At 59.4% G+C, this 26165-nt stretch carries 28 protein-coding genes; 10 read left to right on the forward strand and 18 right to left on the reverse strand.

The features are described from left to right. Window positions 1–205: 205 nt before the first annotated feature. Window positions 206–2023 carry an ABCB family ABC transporter ATP-binding protein/permease gene (locus K5E80_RS14425; protein ID WP_220636813.1) on the reverse strand — a complete coding sequence of 606 codons (1818 nt, stop codon included), beginning with the start codon at window positions 2021–2023 and terminating at the stop codon, window positions 206–208. 81 nt (window positions 2024–2104) lie between these two features. Here K5E80_RS14425 and K5E80_RS14430 point away from each other — a divergent pair, with 81 nt between their 5' ends. After that, entirely contained in the window at window positions 2105–2497 is a 393-nt protein-coding gene (locus tag K5E80_RS14430) for an acyl-CoA thioesterase (RefSeq protein WP_220636814.1), read from the forward strand. Between the two features lie 6 nt (window positions 2498–2503). Here K5E80_RS14430 and K5E80_RS14435 read toward each other — a convergent pair whose 3' ends face one another. Together K5E80_RS14435 and argH are read right to left on the reverse strand one after the other, a co-directional pair. After that, a complete protein-coding gene (locus K5E80_RS14435; protein ID WP_220636815.1) occupies window positions 2504–3793 on the reverse strand; it encodes a protein kinase domain-containing protein in 1290 nt (429 codons plus the stop codon). Window positions 3794–3892: 99 nt separating this feature from the next. Further along, window positions 3893–5296, reverse strand: a complete 1404-nt coding sequence (argH, locus tag K5E80_RS14440) for an argininosuccinate lyase (RefSeq protein ID WP_220636816.1) — start codon at window positions 5294–5296, stop codon at window positions 3893–3895. 42 nt (window positions 5297–5338) lie between these two features. Here argH and K5E80_RS14445 point away from each other — a divergent pair, with 42 nt between their 5' ends. Then, window positions 5339–6133, forward strand: coding sequence for a sensor histidine kinase (locus K5E80_RS14445; RefSeq protein WP_220636817.1), 795 nt, complete (start codon window positions 5339–5341; stop codon window positions 6131–6133). Next, window positions 6130–6900 (forward strand): LytR/AlgR family response regulator transcription factor, encoded by a 771-nt coding sequence (locus K5E80_RS14450; protein ID WP_220636818.1) that lies wholly within the window; start codon window positions 6130–6132, stop codon window positions 6898–6900. Before K5E80_RS14445 ends, K5E80_RS14450 begins: the two co-directional genes overlap by 4 nt. Window positions 6901–6992: 92 nt before the next feature. Here K5E80_RS14450 and K5E80_RS14455 read toward each other — a convergent pair whose 3' ends face one another. From K5E80_RS14455 to K5E80_RS14465, 3 genes are all read right to left on the reverse strand, one after another. Next, complete coding sequence (locus K5E80_RS14455) at window positions 6993–8219, reverse strand: chloride channel protein (RefSeq protein ID WP_220636819.1); 1227 nt, start codon at window positions 8217–8219, stop codon at window positions 6993–6995. A 76-nt stretch (window positions 8220–8295) separates the two neighbouring features. Further along, complete coding sequence (locus tag K5E80_RS14460; RefSeq protein WP_220636820.1) at window positions 8296–8880, reverse strand: OmpA family protein; 585 nt, start codon at window positions 8878–8880, stop codon at window positions 8296–8298. After that, window positions 8880–9359, reverse strand: a complete 480-nt coding sequence (locus tag K5E80_RS14465) for a MarR family winged helix-turn-helix transcriptional regulator (protein WP_220636821.1) — start codon at window positions 9357–9359, stop codon at window positions 8880–8882. Before K5E80_RS14465 ends, K5E80_RS14460 begins: the two co-directional genes overlap by 1 nt. 127 nt (window positions 9360–9486) lie before the next feature. Between K5E80_RS14465 and pal the strand changes: the two genes are divergently transcribed. Further along, on the forward strand, window positions 9487–10008 hold the full coding sequence (pal, locus tag K5E80_RS14470; RefSeq protein ID WP_220636822.1) for a peptidoglycan-associated lipoprotein Pal: 522 nt from the start codon (window positions 9487–9489) through the stop codon (window positions 10006–10008). A gap of 245 nt (window positions 10009–10253) precedes the next feature. Here pal and xth read toward each other — a convergent pair whose 3' ends face one another. The 9 genes from xth to rpe form a co-directional block, all read right to left on the reverse strand. Beyond that, window positions 10254–11021 (reverse strand): exodeoxyribonuclease III, encoded by a 768-nt coding sequence (xth, locus tag K5E80_RS14475; RefSeq protein ID WP_220636823.1) that lies wholly within the window; start codon window positions 11019–11021, stop codon window positions 10254–10256. Continuing rightward, window positions 11018–11551, reverse strand: a complete 534-nt coding sequence (locus K5E80_RS14480; RefSeq protein ID WP_220636824.1) for a DNA-deoxyinosine glycosylase — start codon at window positions 11549–11551, stop codon at window positions 11018–11020. The genes xth and K5E80_RS14480 overlap by 4 nt, the downstream gene beginning before the upstream one ends. Before the next feature lie 22 nt (window positions 11552–11573). Then, a complete protein-coding gene (trpC, locus tag K5E80_RS14485) occupies window positions 11574–12362 on the reverse strand; it encodes an indole-3-glycerol phosphate synthase TrpC (RefSeq protein ID WP_220636825.1) in 789 nt (262 codons plus the stop codon). Next, window positions 12362–13387 carry an anthranilate phosphoribosyltransferase gene (gene trpD / locus K5E80_RS14490; protein ID WP_220636826.1) on the reverse strand — a complete coding sequence of 342 codons (1026 nt, stop codon included), beginning with the start codon at window positions 13385–13387 and terminating at the stop codon, window positions 12362–12364. The genes trpC and trpD overlap by 1 nt, the downstream gene beginning before the upstream one ends. After that, window positions 13384–13959 (reverse strand): anthranilate synthase component II, encoded by a 576-nt coding sequence (locus K5E80_RS14495; protein WP_220636827.1) that lies wholly within the window; start codon window positions 13957–13959, stop codon window positions 13384–13386. The genes trpD and K5E80_RS14495 overlap by 4 nt, the downstream gene beginning before the upstream one ends. Before the next feature lie 51 nt (window positions 13960–14010). Further along, window positions 14011–15162 (reverse strand): GGDEF domain-containing protein, encoded by a 1152-nt coding sequence (locus tag K5E80_RS14500; RefSeq protein ID WP_220636828.1) that lies wholly within the window; start codon window positions 15160–15162, stop codon window positions 14011–14013. Between the two features lie 37 nt (window positions 15163–15199). Further along, entirely contained in the window at window positions 15200–16675 is a 1476-nt protein-coding gene (trpE, locus tag K5E80_RS14505) for an anthranilate synthase component I (RefSeq protein WP_220636829.1), read from the reverse strand. Window positions 16676–16839: 164 nt separating this feature from the next. Continuing rightward, on the reverse strand, window positions 16840–17520 hold the full coding sequence (gph, locus tag K5E80_RS14510) for a phosphoglycolate phosphatase (protein ID WP_246590997.1): 681 nt from the start codon (window positions 17518–17520) through the stop codon (window positions 16840–16842). A gap of 89 nt (window positions 17521–17609) precedes the next feature. Next, window positions 17610–18299: a ribulose-phosphate 3-epimerase gene (rpe, locus tag K5E80_RS14515; RefSeq protein WP_220636831.1), complete on the reverse strand. Its 690-nt coding sequence runs from the start codon at window positions 18297–18299 to the stop codon at window positions 17610–17612. A gap of 59 nt (window positions 18300–18358) precedes the next feature. On the opposite strand from rpe, the gene apaG reads away from it, so the two are divergent. Then, entirely contained in the window at window positions 18359–18742 is a 384-nt protein-coding gene (gene apaG / locus K5E80_RS14520; RefSeq protein ID WP_220636832.1) for a Co2+/Mg2+ efflux protein ApaG, read from the forward strand. Window positions 18743–18755: 13 nt separating this feature from the next. Here apaG and mnmA read toward each other — a convergent pair whose 3' ends face one another. Next, window positions 18756–19910: a tRNA 2-thiouridine(34) synthase MnmA gene (gene mnmA / locus K5E80_RS14525; protein WP_220636833.1), complete on the reverse strand. Its 1155-nt coding sequence runs from the start codon at window positions 19908–19910 to the stop codon at window positions 18756–18758. A gap of 1 nt (window position 19911) precedes the next feature. After that, on the reverse strand, window positions 19912–20370 hold the full coding sequence (locus K5E80_RS14530) for an NUDIX hydrolase (RefSeq protein WP_220636834.1): 459 nt from the start codon (window positions 20368–20370) through the stop codon (window positions 19912–19914). An 86-nt stretch (window positions 20371–20456) separates the two neighbouring features. Between K5E80_RS14530 and K5E80_RS14535 the strand changes: the two genes are divergently transcribed. From K5E80_RS14535 to K5E80_RS14555, 5 genes are all read left to right on the forward strand, one after another. Continuing rightward, a complete protein-coding gene (locus K5E80_RS14535) occupies window positions 20457–21377 on the forward strand; it encodes a branched-chain amino acid transaminase (RefSeq protein WP_220636835.1) in 921 nt (306 codons plus the stop codon). A 96-nt stretch (window positions 21378–21473) separates the two neighbouring features. Beyond that, a complete protein-coding gene (locus tag K5E80_RS14540) occupies window positions 21474–21683 on the forward strand; it encodes a zinc-finger domain-containing protein (RefSeq protein ID WP_220636836.1) in 210 nt (69 codons plus the stop codon). Window positions 21684–21799: 116 nt separating this feature from the next. Next, window positions 21800–22831, forward strand: a complete 1032-nt coding sequence (gene waaF, locus K5E80_RS14545) for a lipopolysaccharide heptosyltransferase II (protein WP_220636837.1) — start codon at window positions 21800–21802, stop codon at window positions 22829–22831. Continuing rightward, window positions 22828–23250 (forward strand): YybH family protein, encoded by a 423-nt coding sequence (locus K5E80_RS14550; RefSeq protein ID WP_220636838.1) that lies wholly within the window; start codon window positions 22828–22830, stop codon window positions 23248–23250. Before waaF ends, K5E80_RS14550 begins: the two co-directional genes overlap by 4 nt. Before the next feature lie 193 nt (window positions 23251–23443). Continuing rightward, on the forward strand, window positions 23444–24820 hold the full coding sequence (locus K5E80_RS14555; RefSeq protein ID WP_220636839.1) for a phosphomannomutase/phosphoglucomutase: 1377 nt from the start codon (window positions 23444–23446) through the stop codon (window positions 24818–24820). An 84-nt stretch (window positions 24821–24904) separates the two neighbouring features. Here K5E80_RS14555 and K5E80_RS14560 read toward each other — a convergent pair whose 3' ends face one another. Further along, window positions 24905–26041, reverse strand: coding sequence for a PilT/PilU family type 4a pilus ATPase (locus K5E80_RS14560; RefSeq protein ID WP_220636840.1), 1137 nt, complete (start codon window positions 26039–26041; stop codon window positions 24905–24907). Between the last annotated feature and the right edge of the window lie 124 nt (window positions 26042–26165).

Genomic DNA, 26165 nt, shown 5'->3' on the forward strand with positions numbered 1-26165 from the left:
TTTCCTGGGCTAAAGTGCTGGCGCTATCAACAAACCCGAAGGCAGTTGGGCAAAGTCGATCACGAAAATCCGCTAGACACGGTGAACGAAAGAATAAGCGACGGGCTTAATTCAATGAAATACTTTATAGTTACTTCAAAATAACTAATTAGTATAAATAACAAGTAAGGTATTATTAATAAAGATGTTTTATCGTAGTTTTGTGTCAGGCGGTGATGGATTCGACCTCGGCCTCCTGTTGCTGTAGCGCCCACATCTGGGCATATGCGCCATTGCGTTCCAGCAGATCCCGGTGCCGGCCCTGTTCAACAACGTGTCCGCCGTCGAGGACAAGAATCCGGTCGGCATTCATGACGGTGGACAGGCGGTGTGCGATGACCAGTGTGGTGCGGCCGACAGCAGCTGCCTCCAGTTCGGCCTGAATCGCTTTTTCCGTTTTTGAATCGAGCGCCGATGTCGCCTCGTCGAAAATCAGGATCGGTGGGTTTTTCAGCAGGGCGCGCGCAATCGCTACGCGCTGTTTTTCGCCGCCGGAAAGCTTTAGTCCGCGTTCGCCGACACGTGTGTCATAACCGTCGGGCAGCCGCTCGATGAAGCCATGCAAATGCGCCGAGTGGGCAGCGGCGATCACTTCCCCACGGGTTGCCGTTGGCCTGCCGTACTGGATGTTGTAGAAAATCGTGTCGTTGAACAGCACCGTGTCCTGCGGCACGATGCCAATCGCCGCACGCAGCGACGCTTGGGTAAGTTGTTTCAGCGGATGGCCGTTGATACGAATGCAGCCCTGCTGTACGTCATAGAAGCGGAACAGCAACCGCGCCAACGTACTCTTGCCCGAGCCGCTGTGGCCAACCACGGCGAGGGTGTTGCCAGCCGGAATCTCGAAGTCGACATCGCTCAGTATCTGGCGCCGGCTCTCGTAGTGGAAGCCGACATGCTCGAAGCGTACCGTACAAGGGCCGCGCTCAAGCGGCCTGGCGTCCGGCGCATCCTGAATTTCGCGGTGTTCGTCGAGCAGGCGGAACAGGCGCTCGATATCGGTCAGTGACTGGCGAATTTCGCGATAGAGCACGCCAAGAAAATTCAGCGGCATGTAGAGCTGGATCAGGAAGGCATTCACCAGCACGATGTCGCCCACAGTCATGCTGCCGCCGGCGACGCCCTCCGCCGCCTGCCACATCATCAGCGAGACGGCGCTGGCGATGATTGCGGCCTGGCCGAGGTTGAGGTAGGAAAGTGAAATCTGGCTTTTCACCTGCGCGCTTTCCCATTTCACCAGTTGTTGGTCATAACGATTCTTTTCCCAGTTCTCGTTGTTGAAGTACTTCACGGTTTCATAGTTGATCAGGCTGTCGATGGCGCGGACGTTGGCAGCCGAGTCGAGTTCATTGACTTCGCGCCGCAGCGCGGTGCGCCAGTTCGACACCGAGATCGTGAAAAGCACATACACCGTCAGGGTCGATGCGGCGATCATGGCGAAGCGTCCCGGATAACGCGAAATCAGAATTCCCATCACCAGCGCCACTTCGATGAGGGTGGGCAGGATCGAATAGATCGAATAGTTGATCAGCGAGCTGATGGCGTGCGTACCGCGCTCAATATCGCGCGTCAGACCGCCGGTCTGGCGCTCGAGATGGAAGCGCAGGCTCAACTCATGCAGATGCTCGAATACCTTCAGCGCGATTGCCCGCACAGCGCGCTGCGTGACACGAGCGAAGACGATTTCGCGCAGCTCGGTGAAAATCGAAGTGGAAAAACGCAACACGCCATAGGCGGCGAGCAGGCCCAGCGGCACCAGCAGCAGCGCCTGTTTCGGTGGCACAGAAAGAGCGTCGATCAGATCCTTGAACACCAGCGGCACGGCGACGTTGGTGAGCTTGGCTCCGATCAGGCAGGCGAGGGCGAAGATGACGCGGCCTTTCCATGCCCACAGATAGGGCAACAACTGGCGGACGGTCTGCCAGTCATGTCTTTCCCTGGGAAGCGGCCCTGGCAGTGCGATGTTGGATCGAGCGCGGCGCATGGCTCGAGTGTATCAGCTGACCGGACTCCGCTCTTGGCCGAATCGACTACACTTTCATTGACTTTCTACCGAGGTATGAATATGAACAATCCTCCGCAACTTCCCGCTCAGCAACCCGTTTTGCGCTTGGTGCCAATGCCCGCCGATTTGAATCCGGCAGGAGATGTTTTCGGCGGCTGGGTGATGTCGCATCTCGGCATGGCGGGGGCGATACCGGCACTTCGCCGCGCTCGTGGCCGAATAGTCACCGTCGCGGCCAACGCGCTTCAGTTCAGGCAGCCAATCGCAGTGGGCGATCTGGTCAGTTTCTATGCGGAGGTAATCAGGGTCGGCACGACTTCGATTACGATTCAGGTCGACGTCTACGCGGAGCGCAACCCGAAGAATCCGATAGTCGTCAAGGTGACAGAGGCGCAATTGACCTATGTGGCCGTAGATAAGCAAGGCAAGAAGCGACCGGTGCCTCCTGTCTAGGGACAACTAAATTGCCGCCAGCCGTGCATTGGCCTGGTGCAGCCGTGTGCTGATGACTTCGAGAAAAGATTGATAGAAATGCATGCGACAGGCCTCCGAGGCGTGTCTTAGCGCATCGGCGCGTATTGTCACCAGATACGATTGCGTTTGCGCCACGACGTCGGCACCGCGCACGCGGCTGTTGCGATTGATGATGGCCATTTCACCGAAGCAGTCGCCGGGCGCAAGCATGTTCAGTGTGTGGCCGCGCTTGGTGACGCACAACTCACCTTCGATGAGGAAGCAGAAAAACTCGCCGGGTTCGCCGTCCTTCATTACCACGGTGCCGGCGGCAGCATCATCCCAGGTGGAGAAACGCACCACTTCCCAGATTTGCACGTCGCTGAAATCGGCGAAAAAGGGCAGGCTGCGCAGTGTCTCGAACTTCTGGCTGTCAGGCACTTCCTGCGCTTGCGCCGAAAGTTGTTTGTTGCGAAAGGATTGCGCCAGATCATGCGAGAACTCTTCCCACGTCGCATAGCGCGCGTCGAGATCCTTTTGCATGGCGCGCGCCACGATGGCATCAAGGTGAGGCGGTATATCAGTGCGGAAGGTCGACGGCGGCGGCGGATCGAGGCTGGTGATCTGGTAAATCATGCTGTAATTATTCGTTGCCGAAAATGGCAGTCGTCCGGTGAGCAACTGGTACATCACGACCCCGAGCGAATAGATATCGGTCTGGTGATTGAGTGGCAGATCGCGTACCTGCTGCGGCGACATGTAGGCGGGGGAGCCGACGCCTGATACCTGTGTGGTCATCTGGTCGCCGCCGGTCATTATGGCGGCGCCGAAATCCGAGATCTTGATATCGCCGGTATTGCCGGCCTGGGCGAGCAGGATATTGGCCGGCTTGATGTCGCGGTGGGTGATGCCAAGACGATTGGCATATTCGAGGGCGCGCGTGCATTTGAAAATCATCTCCACCATGCGGTTGAAAGGCAGCAGGTTCTGCGGCGAGCAAAACTGCTCCAGCGTACCGCCGGGCGCATATTCCATCACAATATAGCTCTGGCCGCCGTCGATTACCGCGTCGAAGATTTGCACGATGTGCGGATGCATCAGCTTGCCGGCAAGCGACGCCTCATTGAGCAGCAGGTGGCGATAGAGTTTGCCCTTTTCGCGATCTTTCAACACTTCGGGAAAAATCACCTTGATCGCGACATCGCGTCCGGCAAATGGGTCGTGGGCGAGATAGACCGTCGAGGTTGCGCCCTCGCCGAGTTTGTTCCTAATTTCGTATTTACCGATCCGCTCCATCCGAACTCAGCGCAAGGCGCTCTCTCTGTAAGCCCCTCTCACTTGGCGGTGGAAGGGTTAGGGAAGAGGCAGAAGCTGCGCCGTATGGCGCGATATCGCTTATTCATTCAATGCGGCGCGCGTGCGCGCGATGGCTGCCCGCACCTGCACCGGGGCTGTGCCGCCAATATGGTCGCGTGCGGCGAGCGAGCCCTCGATCGACAGCACCTCGAATACGTCTGCGCCGATCAGCGGCGAGAAAGCCTGCAATTCATTCAAGGCGAGATCGGCGAGATCGCAGCCTTTGGTTTCTGCGGCACGCACTGCGCGCGCCACGGCTTCATGGGCATCGCGGAACGGAACGCCGCGCTTGACCAGATAGTCGGCGAGGTCGGTCGCCGTGGCGAAGCCCTGCTTCAACGCGGCATTCATCGCTTCCGGCTTCACCGTGATGCCGGCCGCCATGTCGGCGAAGATGCGCAAGGTGTCGGACAGCGTATCGACCGTATCGAACAGCGGTTCCTTGTCTTCCTGATTGTCCTTGTTATAGGCGAGCGGCTGGCCCTTCATCAAGGTCAGCAGCCCCATCAGGTGGCCGAAGACGCGACCGCTCTTGCCGCGCGCCAGTTCCGGCACATCGGGGTTTTTTTTCTGCGGCATGATCGAGGAGCCGGTGCAGAAGCGGTCGGCGATGTCGATGAAGCCGACGCGCGGACTCATCCACAGGATCAACTCCTCGGAAAGGCGCGACAGATGCACCATCACCAGCGCTGCCGCGGCGCTGAATTCGATGGCGAAGTCGCGATCGGAGACGGCGTCGAGCGAGTTCTCGCAGACGGCATCGAAGCCGAGTTGCTGCGCGACGAAGGCGCGGTCGATGGAAAACGTGGTGCCGGCCAGCGCGGCGCCGCCCAAGGGCAGACGGTTTACCCGGCGGCGGCAGTCGGCCATGCGTTCACGGTCGCGCTTCGTCATCTCGACATAGGCCAGCAGATGGTGGCCGAAGGTGACCGGCTGCGCGACCTGCAGATGGGTGAAGCCCGGCATCGGCGTCGCCGCATGCCGCTCGGCCAGATCGAGCAGGGCAAGGAGATAACGGCGCAGCAGGTCGTCGATGGCGTCGATCTCGTCGCGCAACCAGAGCCGGATGTCGGTCGCCACCTGATCGTTGCGCGAACGCCCCGTGTGCAGGCGCTTGCCGGCATCGCCGACCAGCGCCGTGAGCCGTTTTTCAATATTCAGATGGACGTCTTCGTCATCGAGGTTCCAGGCGAAACGGCCTTTTACAATCTCGGCCTCGATCTGCGCCATGCCGCGTTCGATGGCGGCGAGATCCTCGCTGCCGATGATGTTCTGTCGCGCCAGCATGCGCGCATGCGCCAGCGAGCCGCGAATATCCTGCAGGGCCAGGCGCTGATCAAAATGTATCGACGCCGTGTAGCGCTTGACCAGATCGGAGACCGGTTCCGAAAAACGCCCCGACCATGCCTTGCTATTATCAGTACCTGCCTGTTGTTCTGTCATAATGAAATCGAAATCCAGCGTCGATTCAACGAGATCGGGTATATGGTTGAGAAGGATTCCAGTATACGGCAAAACCCTTCACCCTCCGGGCCGGTGGGGCTGCTGTTGCTGTTGACCTTGAATGCGCTCTTGGCGCTGGTCACTGTGTTCAGTGTAGATGCCTTGATGCGCTGGTTTTCGGCTGCGGCCGCCGTTGCTTCCCTGATCGCGACGTGGTGGCATCTTGCGCGGCAATCGCGTTCGCCGGCCATCGTCGAAGCCAGATTGATGGCGCTGACGGCACGCATCCGGCCGCATTTCCTGTTCAACAGTCTGAACGGCATACTCGGCATCATCCGCAACGATCCGCGCCGCGCCGAAAAGGCGCTGGAAGAACTGGCCGAGCTGTTTCGCGCCCTGATGCAGGATCCGCGCGAGCTGGTGCCGCTCTCGGCCGAGATCGCTCTATGCCGACAGTATATCGAGCTGGAGCGGCTGCGCTTGGGTGAGCGCGTGCGCGTGAACTGGGACATCGAACAGTGCCCGCCCGATGCGCTGCTGCCGCCGCTGATGCTGCAGCCGCTGCTGGAGAATGCGGTCTATCATGGTATCGAGCCCGCGTCCGATCCGGGGGTGGTCGAGATCAAACTGCTGCACAGCGGCAGCACCCTTGTCATCGTCATGTCAAATCCGAACGAAAGCCCGGTCACCCGCGCGATGGGTAACCAGATGGCATTGGCCAATATCCGCGAGCGGTTGGCGCTGTTCTACGCCGATGCCGCCCACCTCGATGCCGAGGTACGCGACGGCCGCTATACGGTGCGCATCGTGCTGCCCTACCAGAAGCGAATGGCATGAACGCGCCGGAGACATTGCGGGTGATGCTGGTTGACGACGAGGCACCCGCGCGTGCGCGCCTGCGCGACCTGCTGGCCGACATTGCCACGCAAGTGCCGACGGAAATCGTCGCCGAGGCCGCCAACGGCATGGAAGCGCTGGATCTTGCGGAACATGCCGCCGCCGATGTCGCACTGCTCGATATCCGTATGCCGCGCATGGATGGTACGCAACTGGCATTGCATCTGTCGCGCCTCGTGCAGCCGCCGGCGATCATATTCACGACTGCCTACGATCATTATGCGGTGAAGGCGTTTGAGCTTTCCGCTGTCGACTACCTGGTCAAGCCGGTGCGCGCCGAACGCCTGGCGGCGGCCTTGCGCAAGGCATCCTTGACTGCCTCGCGTGCGCCCTCCGCCGCGGCGCTGCAGCTGCTGGCGCCGGAGGGTCGTCAGCACCTGCGCTCCAGCGAACATGGTCGCGTGCTGCTGATCCCCGTCGACGACGTTCTTTTTTTCAAGGCCGATATGAAATACGTTGCGGCACGCACCCGCAACGGCGAATTCCTCCTGGACGACTCGCTGGCACAGCTTGAAGCCGAATTCGGCGCGCGTTTCCTGCGCGTGCACCGCAACTGCCTGGTGGCGAAGCAGGCCATCGCCGGCTGCGAACGCGGCGCCGATGCCGAGGGCGAACCCTCGTGGAACGTGCTGCTGACGGGCGTCGATGAGCCGATTGTGGTCAGTCGCCGCCAGTGGCCGCATGTCAAGGAATTGATCAGGGGATGAGGCGAACCGCGAACTCTTCAGTCATGAAAAGGTATTTAAGCCCCGAAAATCAGTGAGCGATTGCAGCTGGAAACAGATCCGAGCAGGGACACTCAGCCCCGGTTTTTTTGCTCACTACGAAACCCCAATGCCAATTGCTGATATAGCTCAGGAGTGATTCGAGAACTTACGGCTTTGGAAATCAGCGTTATTGCCATCAGGCTGATAACCATCTCATGTCCGTCAACCATCTCCATGACAATGATTGCCGACGTGATCGGAGACTGCGTGACAGCAGCCAGAAACCCGGCCATGCATAGCGCAATCAAAGGAGCCGTATCGGCAGTGGTTCCCAACACATGCGCCATGTTGGAAGCCAGCGCCGCACCAACAGCAAGGGAAGGGGCAAAGATCCCGCCGGGGATTCCCGAGTAATAGCTGATTGCAGTGGCAAGGAAACGGGTAATGGCTGCATGCCACGGAAGAACTTGTTGCCCGGATACCACGTGAGAGGTAATTGAATAACCGCTGCCGAAGGAAATGCCGCCGCCGATCCAACCGATAAGCGCCACGGCAATACCACAAACGCCTGCAAACCATACCGGGTGCCTATCTCTCCAGCGCCATAGGACAAATCCCTTGCTCTTCTGCGGTAATAACAAAAGCCAACTGAAGGCTCCGCCCAGTAGCCCGCAAACGGCACCGCCAAGAATGACGGGAATGATGATGGCCCGATCCAGGCTCTCGACCTTGAGATGGCCAAAATAATTGTAGTTGCCAAGAAGGGCCATGGACGCCAGACCGGCCAGGATAATCGTGCTGACCAGAACCCCGCTGGTACGGGCTTCCAATCTGCGTCCGAGTTCTTCAACCGCGAAAACAATACCCGCCAAGGGCGTGTTGAATGCTGCCGCAATCCCTGCCGCACCACCGGCAAGCACCAAATCCTGAACGCGCAAAGCCCTGGTGTGCGGCAGGAATCGGTGCGCTGCATGCATGATCGACGCTGCCACTTGCACTGACGGGCCTTCCCGACCTGCCGAGAACCCGCCCACCAGGGCCAAGGCGCCCAGGCAGATTTTTCCAAAGGCAATGCGCAGGGATACAAGTGAACTCACGGGTTGGCCCAGTGCGGCAAGCCGGGTTGCCGCGATCACCTGCGGGATACCACTCCCTTGTGCGCCCGGAACGAAGCGACGGGTCAGCCAGACCACGACCATGCCAATGGCAGGCGTGAGCAAGAAAGGCAACCAGGGACGAGAACTGGTGAGGGTGAAGAAAACAGTCAGCGCAATATCGGCAAGTTTGGCAAAGGCCACCACCGCCAGGCCGGCGAGCAATGCTGCCGACCAGAGCGTAATGCGAGTGCGCCAGCGAAGGCTGCTTAAGCGGCCACGGAAGATCGCCATCGATTCTTTAGCCCGACGAAAGCTGTAGCTCCACAGAGCGATTGGCCTGACGGCAGAGTTTTGAAGCGCAATCCTTGGATATCGACGATGCGCTACCCAATGGGCGCTTTCGTATTTGCCTCTGCTGAATGCCACGCTTGATTAATTCACTCTCCACAACGGAGATTCGCTTGGAAGAAAGTGCAATGCAATATTCATCACCTGCCAGATCATCCGCATGACCTATCAACAACACAGTCGAGCGGGAATCTTCATTAAGTTTTTCTGCGAAGGCGTTAATTACGGCGAAGGAATCTTTTGGAATGACAAATGACCCCGGCAAAAAGAAAACCGTGGCTGCCGGGTCAGGGAGTCGGGTATTACTCTTGTCTGCTGAGGGTATTCGATTGGGTTTGACGGGAATGGGCGGCTTCAAAGGCGCTTTGACGGTGCTGACAGGTAGTACTGGGAGGGCAGTTGGCTGCGACTCTGTTGTTATTTCAGTGGCTCGGCTTCCCACATTGTTCGTGGTGGCACAGGAAGTCAGCAGCATTCCAAAACCAGCAAATAAAATTACTTGCGATAACACCGGACGGGGAAGCTTTTTGCTCATCACAGGTCAGACAGTGGCTTTCCAGAAAATTTTTCGTCGCGCACGCGCAGTTGGCTGATGACCTCGGTCAAAGATGCGTCTAATGCGTTAAGTGCATCATCGGACAATGCGGACAGGGCTTCAGGCAGGATACCTTCAGCGGGGCCGGGAGCATGCGTTAGCGTCTCCAAGGCGGATGCAGTCGGGACTAATCCCACGCGGCGCTGATCTTCCTTGCTGCGCTTCTTGAGAATCAGCCGACGGGTCGCGAGCTTTTCGATCAACTGGCTACAAGTCGATTGATGGATGGACAGACGCTCTGCCAGTTCGGTTACACCAACTCCTGGCGTTTTGGCTATTTCTTGCAGTATCCATAGCTGCGACCCTGAGATGCCGCAACTCTCCTCAATCTGCCGGAATTGCTGACGAACCGACCCATAAATCAGACGGAATTTCTTCAAAACCTGCAACGGAAGCTTTTGCGCCTCTAGTTTGGCCAATACCCGACTCCAATAGCGTATTTGTTAAATCACCAACTCAAAATTTGACTATAAAACCCCATTGGCTTGCATTGTACATTTATATCAATTATATTGACGGCATTATTAATAACTGGGGTATCTATAAATGAAAAGAAAACTCGTCGTGCTGTGTTTGACCATTCTGCTTGGGGCTTGTTCATCTACGCCCATGAAGCCAGCTGAGGTGGCTCAACCACCAGCTGCCCAGCCATCGGTAAAGCCTGCTGCCGCGCCGGAAATGAAACCAGTGATGGAGACCGAGGCGCAAAGGATCGATCGCATTATCAAGGTACTGGCAAGCAAGAGCATCTACTTTGACTACGATAAATATACGATCAAACCCGAATACGAGAGCCTGCTCAAACAGAATTTTGAAATGATCAAATCTGCGCCCAAAGTCGCCTTCAGGCTGGAAGGCAATGCGGATGAGCGCGGCAGTACCGAATACAACATTGCGCTGGGGCAAAAACGGGCGGAAGCCGTTAAACGTGCTCTCTTAATCATGGGAATCCCCGACTCCCAGCTGGAGGCCATCAGTTATGGCGAGGAAAAACCGCGCGCCACTTGTCATGAAGAAAAATGCTGGGCCGAGAATAGGCGCGTAGATTTCACGAAAAAGAGTCCATAAACAGACTTTCATGTCCTTCCCTAGTGGAATATTGGAGGGGTCGGAAGGCCCCTCTTTTTTGGCATTGAGATATTGTCCTGAATTGCGTCACCATGGTCGATAAGCCAACATTTGGCTTATATTTGTCATCGGGTCGTTTAGCGCGACAATTGACAAGTCGCAGCATGCGTTTCAGATATCAACCGCAAAATACCGCTAGCCGATAGATCACGTATTTGGTTCACGATGCCTTGATGTGTCAACTGTCAGGGCGTCAACTCCGCGACGACCGGCGCGTGATCGGAAGGCCGTTCCAGTTTACGTGGCGCCTTATCGATGCGGCATGCCGTGCATTGGCCGGCCAGCGGCTTTGATAGCAGGATGTGGTCGATGCGCAGGCCTTGGTTGCGGCGAAAGCCCAGCATGCGGTAATCCCACCAGGAAAAGCTTCTTTCCGGCTGGTCGAAGAGACGGAACGCGTCGCTCAGGCCGAGCGAGACGAGTTTGCGGAACGCCTCGCGCTCTGGTTCGGAGCAGAGGATCTTGTCTCTCCACACCACGGGATCGTGCACATCGCGATCGTCCGGGGCGATGTTGTAATCGCCGAGCAGGGCGAGCTGCGGATGGCGCCGCAGTTCTTCGCCCAGCCAGTCGTGCAGCGCCTGCAGCCAGCGCAGCTTGTAGGCGTATTTCTCCGCGCCGACTTCGCTCCCGTTTGGAATATAGGCGCAGACGACGCGCACGCCATCACAGGTTGCGGCGATGATGCGCTTCTGCGGGTCGTCGAAGCCGGGGATGTCGCGCTGCACATCTGTCGCCATACGTTTGCTCAATAGGCCGACACCGTTGTAGGTTTTCTGCCCGTTGTGGATGGCACTGTAACCTGCGGCTTCCAATTCGGCATAGGGGAAGGCCTTGTCTTCCTGCTTGGTTTCCTGCAGGCACAAGACATCCGGCTGCTCGGCGGCAAGCCAGTCGAGCACATGCGGCAGGCGCACCTTGAGCGAATTGACGTTCCATGTCGCGAGTTTCATGGCAGGGCCTTTCGGTTTGCCGTGATGATGCCACGTTCCGCCAATGCCTTGCGCCAAGCCTCGAGTTTGCGCTCGCGTGACCACGACGCATTCGCCGGGCTGGTCGAGGGCAGGCGCGCAAAGCGCAGCGGCATGTCGCCGAGGAGCGGCATGACATGACGATGGAAACAGGTCTGCGCCATGCCACCGTTGAAGAATACAGCGGTGAGATGTGGGTGGACGGCGAAGAAGCCGGGAAAATCATTTACCACGACCGAGTCGTGATGGATGTCCGCATCCAGACTGCCTTCCCGCTCGCAACTGGCGAGCACATCCCACAAGGCAATGCCCGCCGCTTTGAGTGCCACGGCGCGGGCGCGATAGGACAGGGCCGGATCGGCGCCGACCAGCGCGCCCATGATCGGCCAGAAGGCATTATGCGGATGAGCGTAATACTGCCCGGCGCGCAGTGATGCCGCGCCGGGCATGCTGCCGAGAATCAGGAGGCGCGCCTTCTGGTTTTCAATCGGCGGGAAGCTGTAGACATGCACTTTTGCAAAATGCCGTTTGGGACTATGAAAACAGCCGCTTCAGTTCGGCGCCCGGATCGGCCGCGCGCATGAAAGCCTCGCCGACGAGGAAAGCATTGACATTATGGCTGCGCATGCGTGCGACATCGGCCGCTGCGAGGATGCCGGATTCGGTGACCACGATGCGCTCGCCGGGAATGCGGTCGAGCTGGTCCAGGGTGATGTCGAGCGACACGGCGAAGGTGCGCAGGTTGCGGTTGTTGATGCCGATCAGCGGCGTTTTGAGTTGCAATGCCAAATCCACTTCGTCGCCGTCGTGCGATTCGACCAGCACTGCCATGCCGAGCCGAGCGGCGATGGCTTCCATCTCCTGCATCTGTTCGATTGAAAGCGCGGAGACGATGAGCAGGATGCAGTCGGCGCCCATGGCTCGTGCTTCATAGACCTGATACGGCTCGATCAGGAAATCCTTGCGCAACACGGGCAGCGTGCAGGCGCGGCGCGCGGCGCGCAGGTAGTCGGGCGAACCCTGGAAGTAATCGCGATCGGTGAGTACCGAGAGACAGGCCGCGCCACCGCGTTCATAGCTGGCCGCAATCTCCGCCGGGCGAAATTCTTCGCGCAGCACCCCTTTCGACGGACTGGCTTTCTTGATCTCGGCGATGACAGCGGCTTTACCGGCAGCGATTTTGCTGCGCAGCGCGCCGACGAAATCGCGCGCCGGCGCCTGTGCTTCAGCCTCGGCACGTACGGCGGCAAGCGGTTTTGCCGCTTTCGCTGCAGCCATTTCCTCAACCTTGGTGGCAAGGATTTTTTGGAGGATGTCGGACATCAGGCGTTATGTCGAGTGAAGTGAACAAAGGCATCGACCTTGGCCCGGGCCTTGCCGCTGGCGATGGCCTCGTGCGCCAGCATGACGCCAGCGGCTATCGAGTCCGCCGCATTCGCCGCATACAGCGCCGCGCCGGCGTTGAGCGTGACGATATCGCGCGCCGGGCCGGGCCGGTTGTCGAGCGCGGCGAGCAGCATGGTTTTCGACTCGGCGGCATCGGCGACGCGTAGTTTGTCTGTGGCGGTCAACGCAAAACCGAAGGTTTCGGGATGAATCTCGTATTCTGAAATCTTGCCATCCTTCAGTTCGCCCACGAGCGTCGGCGCGCCGAGCGAAATTTCGTCCATGCCGTCCCTGCCATGCACGACCAGCACATGGTCGGCGCCGAGGCGCTGCATCACATGCACCTGAATGCCGACCAGGTCGGGATGAAACACCCCCATCAGCGTGTTTGGTGCGCCGGCCGGGTTGGTGAGCGGACCGAGGATATTGAACAGGGTACGCACGCCCATTTCCATGCGTATCGGGGCAACATTCTTCATCGCGCTGTGATGGTTGGGGGCGAACATGAAACCGATGCCGGTAACGGCGATGCAGTCGGCAACCTCTTCCGGTTTCAGGTCAATCCTGGCCCCAAGCGCTTCGAGCACGTCGGCGGCGCCGGACTTCGACGACACGCTGCGGCCGCCGTGCTTGGCGACTTTTGCGCCGGCGGCGGCCACGACGAACATCGAGGCCGTCGAGATGTTGAAGGTATGGCTGCCATCGCCGCCGGTGCCGACGATGTCGACAAAATTTCCATCGCCCGCCACCTCGACCGGCACCACCAGTTCGCGCATCACCGTGGCGGCGGCGGCGATCTCGCCGACGGTTTCCTTTTTCGTGCGCAGGCTGGCCAGGATGGCTGCCGTCATCACGGGGGAGACTTCGCCTTTCATGATCAGCCGCATCAAATGCAGCATTTCCTCGTGAAAAATCTCGCGGTGTTCAATCGTGCGTTGTAGCGCTTCCTGTGGAGTGATCATGTCCGCCTCCTGCCCGCCAGAAAATTCTTCAGCAGATCGTGGCCATGCTCGGTGAGTATTGATTCGGGATGGAACTGGACGCCTTCTACCTCAAATGTTTTGTGGCGCACGCCCATGATTTCACCGTCATCGGTCCACGCCGTGACTTCCAGACAATCCGGCAGGGTGTCGCGGCGGATCGCCAGCGAATGGTAGCGCGTGGCGGTGAACGGGTTCGGCAATCCGGCGAAAACGCCCTGGTCGAGGTGATGCACCAGCGAGGTTTTGCCGTGCATGGGTTTGATGGCATGCACGATCTCGCCGCCGAAGGCCGCGCCGATGCTCTGGTGGCCGAGGCAGACGCCGAGCAGCGGCACCTTGCCGGCAAAGCGCTTGATGGTTGCCACGGAAATGCCGGCTTCATTGGGTGAGCAGGGACCGGGCGAGATCACAATATGGTCGGGCTTCAACGCGGCGATTTCACCGGGGGTGATGGCGTCGTTGCGAAACACGCGCACGTCCTCGCCGAGTTCGCCGAAATACTGGACCAGGTTGTAGGTGAAGGAGTCGTAATTATCTATCATTAACAGCATATGTATCTCTCTCTTATTTCTGGCAGGATCCGGCCGAAAGCCTCATCATTGCTACGTTTCGACACGGTTCCGGCCGCGCTGCTTGGCCCGGTAAAGCGCCGCGTCAGCCTTGGCGAGCAATGCCTCCACGCTGGCCATCTGTCCGGCATCGCCCTGCGCAATCGACACCCCAAAACTCACCGTGTAGGGCGGCAAGTTCTTGTCGCGTTGATTTTCGATTTCGTACCGAATACGTTCCGCGACCTGTTTTGCTTCGGCCATTCCCGTATCGGGCAACAGGATCACGAATTCCTCGCCGCCAAAACGCGCGAGGATATCCGGCAGGCGCAGCATCCTGGTGGCGCGATGGGTGTAGTCCTTTATGACGAGGTCGCCGATGTGGTGACCGTGTTTGTCGTTGACCTTTTTGAAAAAATCGATATCCGACGAAATGGCGGCCAGCGGCCGGTGCGCCCGCATGCCCCGCGCCCATTCGATTTCGGCGCGGCTGAAAAAGGCGCGGCGATTGAGCGCCCCGGTCAGCGGGTCACGAGTTGCCATGAATTCCAGTTCCAGCCGCAAGCGCTCATTGGCCAGAAGGATGAAGCCAATTGACAAACCCAGTGCGCCGAGCGAAAACATACCAAGATAAATTTGCTGAACGGGATTGTGATCAAAAATGTCATCGGTCTCGATGGCCGTGATGGGCAGGGTTGCAATGCGCCAGGTGGCAACGACAACCCCGAGCAGGAAGAACATGCACAGAAAACGACTGCCGAAACCCTTTGGCGCTGCATGCCAAGCAAAATAGGCGCCGACAGCCGAGAAACCGATATGTGCCAGCGACATGATGAAGAGACGGCCCTGGTAGCTGTGCGACCCGTAAGTAAGCCATAGCATCAAAAGCAGTACCGCACCAATCCAGTCAAGAGGAGGGCGCCATGTCGTCTTTCGTCCGGAAAAGCGCTGCAGTCCGATAATCAGCAGCAATTGACCGAGCAGGAGCATGCCGCTGGCGGTGACGATGGCGATGGCATCGGAAAAAATGCCGCGCATGGAAGTGAGTCCCGATGCGCACCCGATAAGTATGACCGCCTTGGCCCAATCAGCCAGACCCTCGATGTCAGCAGGAAAGCTCTTCGCCTGGACCCAAAGCACGAGGGCGCAGAGCATGCCGAACAGGTTGGCGACCAGCAGGAGGGTACGGGGATCGATAAGGTTCATCGCCGTGGTGGGTTTGTACCTGTCGGGAACACGGTGTCTATCCGATTCGGGTATCGAGGCCGGCTTCGGCGATATCAGCGGCGCGCAGAATGGCGCGTGCCTTGCTGCGGGTTTCCTCCCATTCGGCAGCGGGATTCGAATCGGCGACGATGCCGGCGCCCGCCTGCACGTAGAGCCGGCCATCCTTGAGCACGGCGGTGCGGATGGCGATGGCCATGTCCATGTCGCCGTTGAAGCCGAGATAGCCAACCGACCCCGCGTAGATGCCGCGCTTGGTGGGTTCCAGTTCATCGATGATTTCCATCGCCCGCACCTTCGGTGCGCCGGAGACCGTGCCGGCCGGAAATGAAGCCTTCAGTACAGAGAGTGCATTCTCTCCATCACGTAATTCGCCCTCGACATTCGAGACGATGTGCATCACATGCGAATAGCGTTCGATGGCGTATTGTTCGGTGACGCGCACGCTGCCGGTCGTGGCGACGCGGCCAACATCGTTGCGGCCGAGGTCGAGCAGTTGCAGGTGTTCGGCGCGTTCCTTCTCGTCGGCGAGCAGTTCGCGTTCCAGCGTCAAATCCTCTTCTACCGTGGCGCCGCGTCTGCGCGTGCCGGCGATCGGCCGCAGCGTGACCTTGCCGTCTTCGAGGCGCACCAGGATTTCGGGTGAGGCGCCGACCACATGGAAATCGCCGAAGTTGAAGAAGAACATGTAGGGTGAGGGATTCAGCGCGCGCAGTGTGCGGTACAGCGCCAGCGGCGAAGCGGCGAAGGGCCGGCTCATGCGCTGCGACAGCACCACCTGCATCAGGTCGCCGTCGATGATGTAGCGCTTGGCGCGCACCACGGCAGCCTTGAAGGCATCTGCGCCAAATTCGGAATCGGCTTCGGCGCTGGGCGCGACGATATCGGGTGGTATCGTTACTGGCAGGCGCAGTGCGGCAACCAGCGCGGCGAGGCGCAGGAGTGCCTGGCCGTAGGCGCCGGCCACACCGGCGTCGGCATAGACCACCAGGGTCAGCTTGCCGGAGAGATTGTCGACGACGGCGATTTCCTCGGACAGCAGCAGCAGCACGTCAGGTGTGCCGATGACATCGGGTTTGTGGGTGTGGGCCAGTTTCGGTTCGACATAGCGCACCGTGTCGTAGCCGAAGGCGCCGACCAGGCCGCCGTAGAGGCGCGGCAGTTCGGGCAGGTCCGGCACCTTGAAGCGCGCCATGTAGGCGGTGACGAAATCCAGCGGGTTGATGTCGTCGTTCTGTTCGACGACATGGCCGCCGGTGACAACCTGCACGCTGCGTCCGCGCGCCACGATGCGGGTCGAGGCGGCCAGCCCGATGAAGGAATAGCGGCCGAAGCGTTCGCCGCCCTGCACCGATTCGAGCAGATAGGAATCGGGCGCATTGGCGAGCTTGAGATAGATCGAGAGCGGGGTGTCGAGATCGGCGAAGGTCTCGACGCTGACGGGGATCCGGTTGAAGCCTTGCGCGGCCAGCCGGTTGAAATCGGATTCGGTCATGATGACTCCACAACAAGAAAATACTGCCAGGACGAAGCGCGCGGACCCATGCAGCAGCGGCGCGCGGGCGCTATTGCGTACGCCAGCGGCGCCAGGGCCAGGCCTCCGCCCCTTGGGGCTTGCTTCTCGTCAGCAGTCGGTTGTGGAGCACGTTGATGGTCTCGTCATTGGGCGGCAATCAGGTCGGCCGCATGGTCAAGCGACTCGACTATAGCATCGCAATCGAGTTTTCGCACGTCCCCGCCTTCGTTGTAACCATAGGGCAAAAGAAACACCGGACAGCCCGCGGCGCGCGCGCAGCCCACGTCGTGGCGCGAATCGCCGATATGCAGATTGAACGCCGGGCTGCTGCCCAGCCGTTCGCAGGCGTGCAGCAAGGGCAGCGGATGCGGCTTTTTCTCGGTCAGCGAATCGCCGGATACGGCGAACTCGAAATAGGGCGCCAGCCCGCTTGACAGCAGCAGCGGCTCGGTGAAAGTGGCCGACTTGTTGGTGATGACGGCCATCCTGAGACCGGTTTTCTTGCCGAGGGCGTGGAATCTTTCCAGACCCGAGAGCACGCCGGGGTAGGGCTTGGCGGCGCGGCCATTGAAGTAGGCGTAATGTCTGCGGAATATCTGCGTGGCCCGCTCGTACAGGGCATCGTCATCCTTACAGGCGACGAAGCAACTCACCAGATGCAGGATGCCGCGACCGACCCAGCGCCGGATATCGTCTTCGCCGCACTCCGGCAGGCCGAGTTCGGTCAGCGTCGCGCGCGCGGCTGCATGCAAATCGGGTACGGTGTCGAGCAGTGTGCCATCGAGGTCGAAGGTGACCGAGCGGATGGAGATGGGAAAGTTCAAAATCTTTTTTATCACAGAGGATGCAGAATACGCAGGAAAACCAAGGCAAGAGATTCTGATTCCCTCTGCGTTCTTTGCGGCGAAGAATTTTATGCTTTTTTCAGTTCTGCACGCAAAGCCGCGATGACCGAGTCGTAGCGATGCGGGTCGCTTTCCTTGCCGGCGCCGAATACGGCGGAGCCGGCGACGAAAGTATCGGCTCCGGCGCGGGCGATCTCGGCAATGTTGTCGACCTTCACCCCACCGTCGATTTCGAGCATGATCCTGCGCCCGCTCTTCTGTTCGTAGGCATCGAGCCGCGCTTTCGCGGCGCGCAGCTTGTCGAGCGTGGCCGGAATGAATTGCTGGCCACCGAAGCCGGGGTTCACGCTCATCAGCATTACGTTGTCGAGCCGGTCCATGACGAAATCCATATAGTCGAGCGGCGTCGCCGGGTTGAACACCAGCCCGGCCAGGCAGCCTTCTTCGCGGATCAGACTCAGGGTACGGTCGACATGATCGGAAGCTTCAGGGTGAAAGGTGATGACATTCGCCCCGGCCCTGGCGAAATCCTGCGCCAGTTGGTCTACTGGACGCACCATTAGATGTACGTCGATCGTCGCCTTGGTCAGCGGCCGGATTGCCGTGCACACCAGCGGACCGATAGTCAGGTTGGGGACATAATGGTTGTCCATCACGTCGAAGTGAATCCAATCGGCGCCGGAAGCGATGACGTTGCCGACTTCATCGCCCAGTTTGGCGAAGTTGGCGGAAAGAATGCTCGGTGCGATTCGGTACATGGCGTCTTCTTTTAGGGGCGCATTGCGAATGTCGGCATTTTAGTGTGCAATGACGACCTATGGCTGAATCGAAAAAATACGAAATCCGCGCCACCGTCGCGACACAATACCTGCCCGAGCAGTCTGATCCGGAGCAGGATCGCTATGCCTTCTCGTACACCATCACGATTTCCAACACCGGCAACATCGCCGCGCAACTGATTTCGCGGCACTGGATCATCGCCGATGCCGATAATCAGATACAGGAAGTGCGCGGCCTCGGCGTAGTGGGCCATCAGCCGCTGTTGCAGCCGGGCCAGTCCTTCGAATACACCAGCGGCTGCGTGCTGGCGACGCCGGTCGGTTCGATGCGTGGCAGCTACCAGATGACGGCCGATGACGGTGTTCAGTTCGAAGTGCCGATCGCCGAGTTCGTGCTGTCGATGCCGCGGGTGTTGCACTAGACCAGTCCAGGCTTTAGACAATTATTCCGCCGCCGAGGCAAACCTTCGATTCGTAGATCACGACCGATTGCCCGGGCGTGATCGCCCATTGCGGCGCGGCGAAGCGCACTTCGCAACTTTTCGCATCGACTGCTTCCACTTCGCAGGGGGCATCGGGCTGGCGATAGCGCGTTTTTGCGGTATAGACCCAGTGCGTGTGCGGCGGCCGCCCCGATATCCAGGTCAGGTCTGCGGCTTGCAGCTTGTCGCGGAGCAAGGTCGGGTGTTCATGGCCCTGTACGACGTAGAGAATGTTTTTTTCCATGTCCTTGTCTGTCACATACCAGGGCAGTTCGGGCTCGCCGCACACGCCGCCGATGTTCAAGCCCTCGCGCTGGCCCAGGGTGTAGTACATCAGGCCCAGATGTTTGCCCAGCACGCGGCCAGAGTCGAGCGCGCGAATTTCGCCGTGACTTACCGGCAGGTAGCGTTGCAGGAATTCTCGGAACGGCCGTTCGCCGATGAAGCAGATGCCGGTCGAATCCTTCTTGTCGTGATTGGCCAGCCCCGCAGCCCGAGCGATGCGGCGCACTTCGCGCTTGTAGAGTCGGCCGAGCGGAAACAACGTCTTCGCCAGCGGCGCCTGGGAGAGGCGATAGAGGAAATAACTCTGGTCCTTGCCGCCGTCCTCGGCCTTCAGCAACTGGAACTCGCCGGGTTTTCCATTGGCTTCACACACTTGCGCATAATGGCCGGTGGCGATGCGATCGGCGCCGAGTTGCAGCGCGTGATCGAGAAAGGCCTTAAACTTGATCTCGGAGTTGCACAGCACATCCGGGTTCGGGGTGCGTCCGGCCTGATATTCGCGCAGGAAATCGGCGAACACGCGTTCCTTGTATTCGGCCGAGAAATTCACCACTTCCATGTCGATGCCGATGATGTCGGCGGCGGCCATCGCATCGATGAGATCCTGGCGCGATGAGCAGTATTCGTCGTCGTCATCGTCCTCCCAGTTCTTCATGAACAGGCCGATGACCTTCCACCCGGCGCGTTTCAGCAACAGCGCCGCGACGGACGAATCGACGCCGCCGGACATGCCGACGATCACGGTATTGCGCCCGGCTTCCGGCTGCAGAAGCAGTTCTGCCTCGGTGTCGAGAAGTATGGATGGGGCGGGGCTGCGATCCATATCAGTTGTCGTAATGTCGAACCAGATCGAGCGGAAAGCGCCGCCCGCGCATGTGATCCTCTACGCACTGCCAGATCAGCGGGCTGCGATGCCTATCCTGCGTGGCGCGAATTTCCTCCGGCGTCATCCAGACGGTGCGCAGGATGCCACTATCGAGCTTGCGTTGTGCATCAAACATGCCCAGCGTCCCGGCAAAGGCGAAGCGAAGGTAGGTGACGTCGCCTTGGGGACGCCTCCATTGATATACCCCCACAAGGGCGGTCGGCACGAATTGCCAGGCCGATTCTTCCAGCGTTTCGCGCGCGCAGGCGGCGACCAGGGATTCGTTTTCATCGAGATGGCCGGCCGGTTGGTTGAGACGGATGCCGTCATTCGTTTCCTCTTCCACCAGCAGGTAGCGGCCGCCGCGTTCGACCAGCGCGGCGACAGTCACATTGGGTTTCCAGATATTGTCATTCATGGTGGGGTGATTTTAACTTGCCGCTTCGGTGCAATAGGCAATTCCGCTAAAATAGCGAATTCCCTGAATTTACGCTGGAGAACAACATGTCCATGGCCGATCGCGACGGCTTGATCTGGTACGACGGCAAGCTGGTGTCTTGGCGCGAAGCCAATATCCATGTGTTGACGCACTCGCTGCATTACGGGCTGTCGATTTTTGAAGGTGTGCGTGCCTACAAAACGATTTTCGGTACCGCGATCTTTCGCCTCAAGGAGCATACCGAGCGGTTTTTCAACTCCGCTCACATCTACATGATGAAGCTGCCCTACAGCAAGGAACAGCTCATGGAGGCGCAAAAGGAGGTGGTGCGCGCCAACAAGCTCGAATCCTGCTATATCCGTCCGGTCGCCTTCTACGGTTCGGGAAAAATGGGCATCAACCCCTTTGGCGCCGGTGTGCATGTCGCCATCGCCGCCTGGGAATGGGGTTCCTATCTGGGACAGGAGGGCATGGAGAAGGGCATCCGCGTCAAGACTTCGTCCTACGCCCGCCATCACGTCAATGTCACCATGGCGCGCGCCAAGTTCGCTGCGACCTATGCCAACTCGATCCTCGCCAACATGGAAGCAACGCAGGATGGCTATGACGAGGCACTGCTGCTCGACGTCGATGGCTTCGTCGCCGAGGGCGCGGGCGAGAATGTGTTCATCGTCAAGAACGGTGTGATCTATGAGCCGGAAATCGCCTCGGCGCTGTCGGGCATCACGCGTGCCTCGATCCTCGCATTGGCCAGCGAACTCGGTTATGAAGTGCGCAGCCAGCGCCTGACGCGCGACGATATCTACATTGCCGACGAAGCCTTCTTTACCGGCACCGCCGCCGAAGTGACGCCGATTCGCGAACTCGATAACCGTGTCATCGGCAGCGGCAGCCGCGGCCCGATGACGGCCAAACTGCAAAGTCTTTTCTTCGATGTCGTCAATGGCAAGGTGCCGGCCCACGTCGACTGGCTGACGAAAGTCTAAGGTGGGTTCAAGTTGCAAGGTTCAAGTCTCAAGGCCAATGTTTTTTCTTGTACCTTGCCCCTTGAACCTTGTAACTATTTTCAAAAAGGAGCACACATGACCCAAACGAATCAAGCTTCTGATACCTCCCGCGCAGTCGATGTGACTGCACATGATTTGCCGCTGCATTGCCCGTTGCCCGGCGCACCGCTCTGGGCGCGGCACCCACGTGTCTTCCTCGATGTGCTGAAGAGCGGTAGCGCGGCCTGCCCTTACTGCGGCACGCGCTATACCTTCACCGGCGAACGTCCTCACGGCCATCATTGAAGAAGCAGTGAGGAGTTAGGAGGGAGGAGTGAGGAGCTAATGCAGCTCCTTCAACCTTTTGACACCAACTCGCCATTCGCGCTACGCAAATCGTTTCGGAGCGCACGCCTAAAACCATGACGGTTCACTCCTCACTTCCCACTCCTCACTCCTCACGCATCCTGGTCGTCGCCCCTTCCTGGATCGGCGACACGATACTGGCGCAACCGCTATTCGTCAGACTGCACGAGCGCGGGGCCATGATCGATGTGCTTGCCCCGGCATGGAGTGCGCCGCTGTTACAGCGCATGCCGCAAATCCGGCGCGTCATCGAGAGTCCGTTCCGGCATGGCGACTTTGCTTTTTTCGCGCGCCGCGCGCTGGGTCGGCAGCTTGCCGCCGCGCATTACGCCGCCGCCTATGTGCTGCCGAATTCGTGGAAGTCGGCGCTGGTGCCCTTCTTTGCCGGCATCCCCGAACGCATTGGGTATCAGGGCGAAGCCCGTTTCGGTTTGCTCAACCGTCGCCACAAACTCGATGAGGCGGAATTGCCCCAGCTTGCGCAACGCTATGCACGACTCGCCGATCCGGCCGGCTCCACCAGAGTGCCGCCGCTGCCAGCGCCGCATCTCGCATCGAGCAGGGAACAGCAGCAAGCGGCGCGCCATGCACTTGGTCTGCCGCTGGATGCCTCTCCGGTTATCTTCTGTCCCGGCGCCGAATACGGCCCGGCCAAGCGCTGGCCGGCGCCGCATTTCGCTGCATTGGCGCAACGGCTGGGCAGCCAGGCCGATCCGGTATGGATCCTCGGCTCGGCCGCTGACCAAGTCATTGGCGACAGCATCGTCGAACGTGCGGGCGCCTGTGCTGTCAACCTGTGCGGACGCACCTCGCTCGAACAGGCCATCGACCTGATTGCCGCCGCGCGGCTGGTCGTCAGCAACGACTCGGGGCTGATGCATGTCGCCGCTGCTCTGGAGCGGCCGCTGCTGGCGCTGTATGGCTCTTCCAGCCCGGTCTATACGCCGCCGCTGTCGACTCGTGCGAAGATAGTGACGCTGAATGTCGAATGCAGCCCCTGTTTCCAGCGCCAATGCCCGCTTGGACATTTCAAGTGCATGGAAGGCATGGCACCCGATTATGTTTTGAGTCAGTCGAGGACACTTTGAGCAAGGCATTTTTCGCTACACCGCAGGATGTCGAAGCCGCCTTCTACGAGGCCATCGAACGCGCCGACCTGGATGCGCTGATGCAGGTCTGGTCCGAGGACGAGGAAATCGTCTGCATCCTTCCCGGCGGCCCGCGCCTTGCCGGTTACGCCATGGTGCGCGAAGCCTGGCGGCGCGTGTTTGGCGGCGGCACGCGTCTGCGCGTGCAGGTGACGCCGCTCAGTTTCGTCGTCAGTCCCTTCACCGCCATTCACAGCCTGGTCCAATATGTCAACGTCAATGACGATCCGGCGCAGCAGACGCCCGTCGTTGCCACCAATGTCTATGCGCGCGGCCCGACCGGCTGGCGACTGGTTGTGCATCACGCCTCGCCCGCGCCGCCCGACTCGTTCAGTGAAGCGCCGAAAACACTACATTAATCTTGGGAAAAGCAGTTCACCACGGCGGACACGGCGACACGACGAAAACACAAGGCATGACGGACACGCTGCGCCTCACCCACCGGGTGAAACGAAGTCCATTGGCAAGCTTTTGCTTTTCCGTTGTGCCCGCCGTGTCGCCGTGATTCAAATGAGGTTTTTAGGTTAATACCGAATTCAACAAGGAGTTGCGATGAAAGCCCCACCCCGGGAAATCTTTAAGGCCTATGACATTCGTGGTATTGTCAACGAAACGCTGACCGCCGACGGCGTGAGGCGGATTGGTCAGGCGCTCGGCAGCGATGCGCGGGCGCGCGGACTCGCTGTGATCGTGATCGGCCGCGACGGGCGCCTCTCCGGGCCGGAACTCGCCGCTGCGCTCGCCACCGGCATCACCAGCGCCGGAATCGATGTCATCGACATCGGCCGCGTACCGACGCCGGTCACTTATTTCGCCGCCGAACATCTCGGTGTCGGCAGTTGCGTTTCGGTTACCGGCAGCCACAACCCGCCCAACTACAACGGCCTCAAGATGGTGCTCGGTGGGCAGACGCTGTATGGCGATCTGATCAGCGGGCTGCGGCGGCGCATCGAAAACGATGAACTCGATACGGGCAAGGGTCAGCGCAGCACTGCCAAGGTCGAGGCCGATTATTTGAATCGCATCGTCGGTGACGTAAAACTGTCGCGGCCGATGAAAATCGTCGTCGATTGCGGCAACGGCGTTGCCGGCGAACTCGCGCCCGAATTGTTCCGCCGCCTGGGCTGCGAGGTCATTGAATTGTTCTGCAAGATCGATGGCACTTTTCCCAACCATCATCCCGATCCCTCCAAGCCGGAAAACCTGTGCGATGTGCAGCAGGCTCTGCGCGACACCGATGCCGAGCTGGGACTCGCCTTCGATGGCGACGGCGACCGCCTCGGCGTCGTCACCAGGGATGGCGAGATCATCTTCCCCGATCGCCAGTTGATGTTGTTCGCCGCCGACGTGCTGGCGCGCAATCCCGGCGCGCAGATTATTTACGACGTGAAGTGCTCGCGCTGGGTTGCGCAATCGGTGCGGCATCAGGGCGGCCGGCCACTGATGTGGAATACCGGCCATGCATTGATCAAGACCAAGCTCAAGGAAACCGGCGCGCTGTTGGCCGGCGAGATGAGCGGACATATTTTCTTCAAGGAACGCTGGTATGGCTTCGACGATGCGCTCTATACCGGCGCCCGGCTGCTGGAAATCATCTCGCGCTGGCCGGATGCCAACTGGCCGCTGCAGCACCTGCCCAACGCCATCTCGACGCCCGAACTGAACATCAAGATGAAGGAAGGCGAGCCGCATGCGCTGATTGAAAAACTCCAGCGCGAAGGCAGGTTCCCCAACGCGCGCGAACTCATCACCATCGACGGCGTGCGCGCCGAATATGCCGATGGCTTCGGCTTGGCACGCGCCTCCAATACCACGCCGGTCGTCGTGATGCGCTTCGAAGGCGACAGTCAGGAAGCGCTGGCACGCATTCAGGCCGAATTCAAGACGGCTTTACAAGTCGCGTGGCCGGGGTTGCAAACAGGTTTTTGAAGATACAAGGTTCAAGATTCAAGGGACAAGGGAAAAACATCACACTTGCAACTTGAATCTTGCAACTTGTCCCTTGTCCCTGCCTCAAACAATGTCGAGATGCTGGATGCCGGCGTTGACGTCCCTATCCTTCGATTCCTTGCCCTGCAGCTTGATCGTCAACCGCACTTCATTCATTGAATCGGCAAAGCGCAGGGCGTCCTCATAGCTGATCCTGCCGGCTTCGTAGAGGTCGAACAAGGCCTGATCGAAGGTTTGCATGCCCAGTTCGCGCGACTTCTTCATGACTTCCTTGATTTCGTGTACCTCGCCCTTGAAGATCAGGTCGGCGATCAGCGGCGAGTTGAGCATGATTTCAATCGCCGCCGCGCGGCCCTTGGCGTCCTTCAACGGAATCAGGCGCTGCGACACTATCGCCTTGAGATTGAGCGAGAGGTCCATCAGCAGTTGCGGGCGACGCTCTTCGGGGAAGAAATTGATGATGCGGTCAAGTGCCTGGTTCGAGTTGTTGGCGTGCAACGTGCCCATGCAGAGGTGGCCGGTCTCGGCGAAGGCGATGGCATGCTCCATGACACCCCGGTCGCGGATCTCGCCGATCAGGATCACGTCCGGCGCCTGGCGCAGCGTATTTTTCAGCGCGACTTCCCACGAATCGGTATCGACACCGACTTCGCGTTGCGTGACGATGCAGTTGCGGTGCTCATGCACGTATTCAACCGGATCTTCGATGGTGATGATGTGGCCGTAGCTGTTCTGGTTGCGGTGGCCGATCATCGCCGCCAGCGAGGTCGACTTGCCTGACCCGGTGCCGCCGACAAAGAGGACCAGGCCGCGTTTGGTCATTGCCACATCCTTGAGCACCTCGGGCAGGTGGAGGTCGTCGAAATTCGGGATCTGGACATTGATGGTGCGCAATACCATGCCGATGCGGCCCTGCTGTACGAAGGCATTGACGCGGAAGCGGCCGATGCCGGCCGGCGAAATGGCGAAATTGCATTCCTTGCTTGCCTCGAACTCGGCAGCCTGCTTGTCGTTCATGATCGAACGCGCCAGTTCGAGCGTGTGCTGCGGCGTCAGCGTCTGCTGTGTGACCGGCATCATCTTGCCGTCGATCTTGATCGCGGGAGGGAAACCCGCAGTAATGAAAAGATCGGAACCCTTCTTCTGCACCATCATGGCCAGAAGCTGGTATATGAACTTTAATGCTTCGTCGCGTTCCATTTGAACCCCCGTCGATCAATTCAAAAAGGCGTGTTTACCACGGCGACACGGCGCACCCGGTGGAAAACGAAAGCCTTATCGCTTCTGAATTTCGCCATGCTCGCCGTATCGCTGTGGTTCATGT

This window comes from Georgfuchsia toluolica, from assembly GCF_907163265.1.
Taxonomy (GTDB): Bacteria; Pseudomonadota; Gammaproteobacteria; order Burkholderiales; family Rhodocyclaceae; genus Georgfuchsia; species Georgfuchsia toluolica.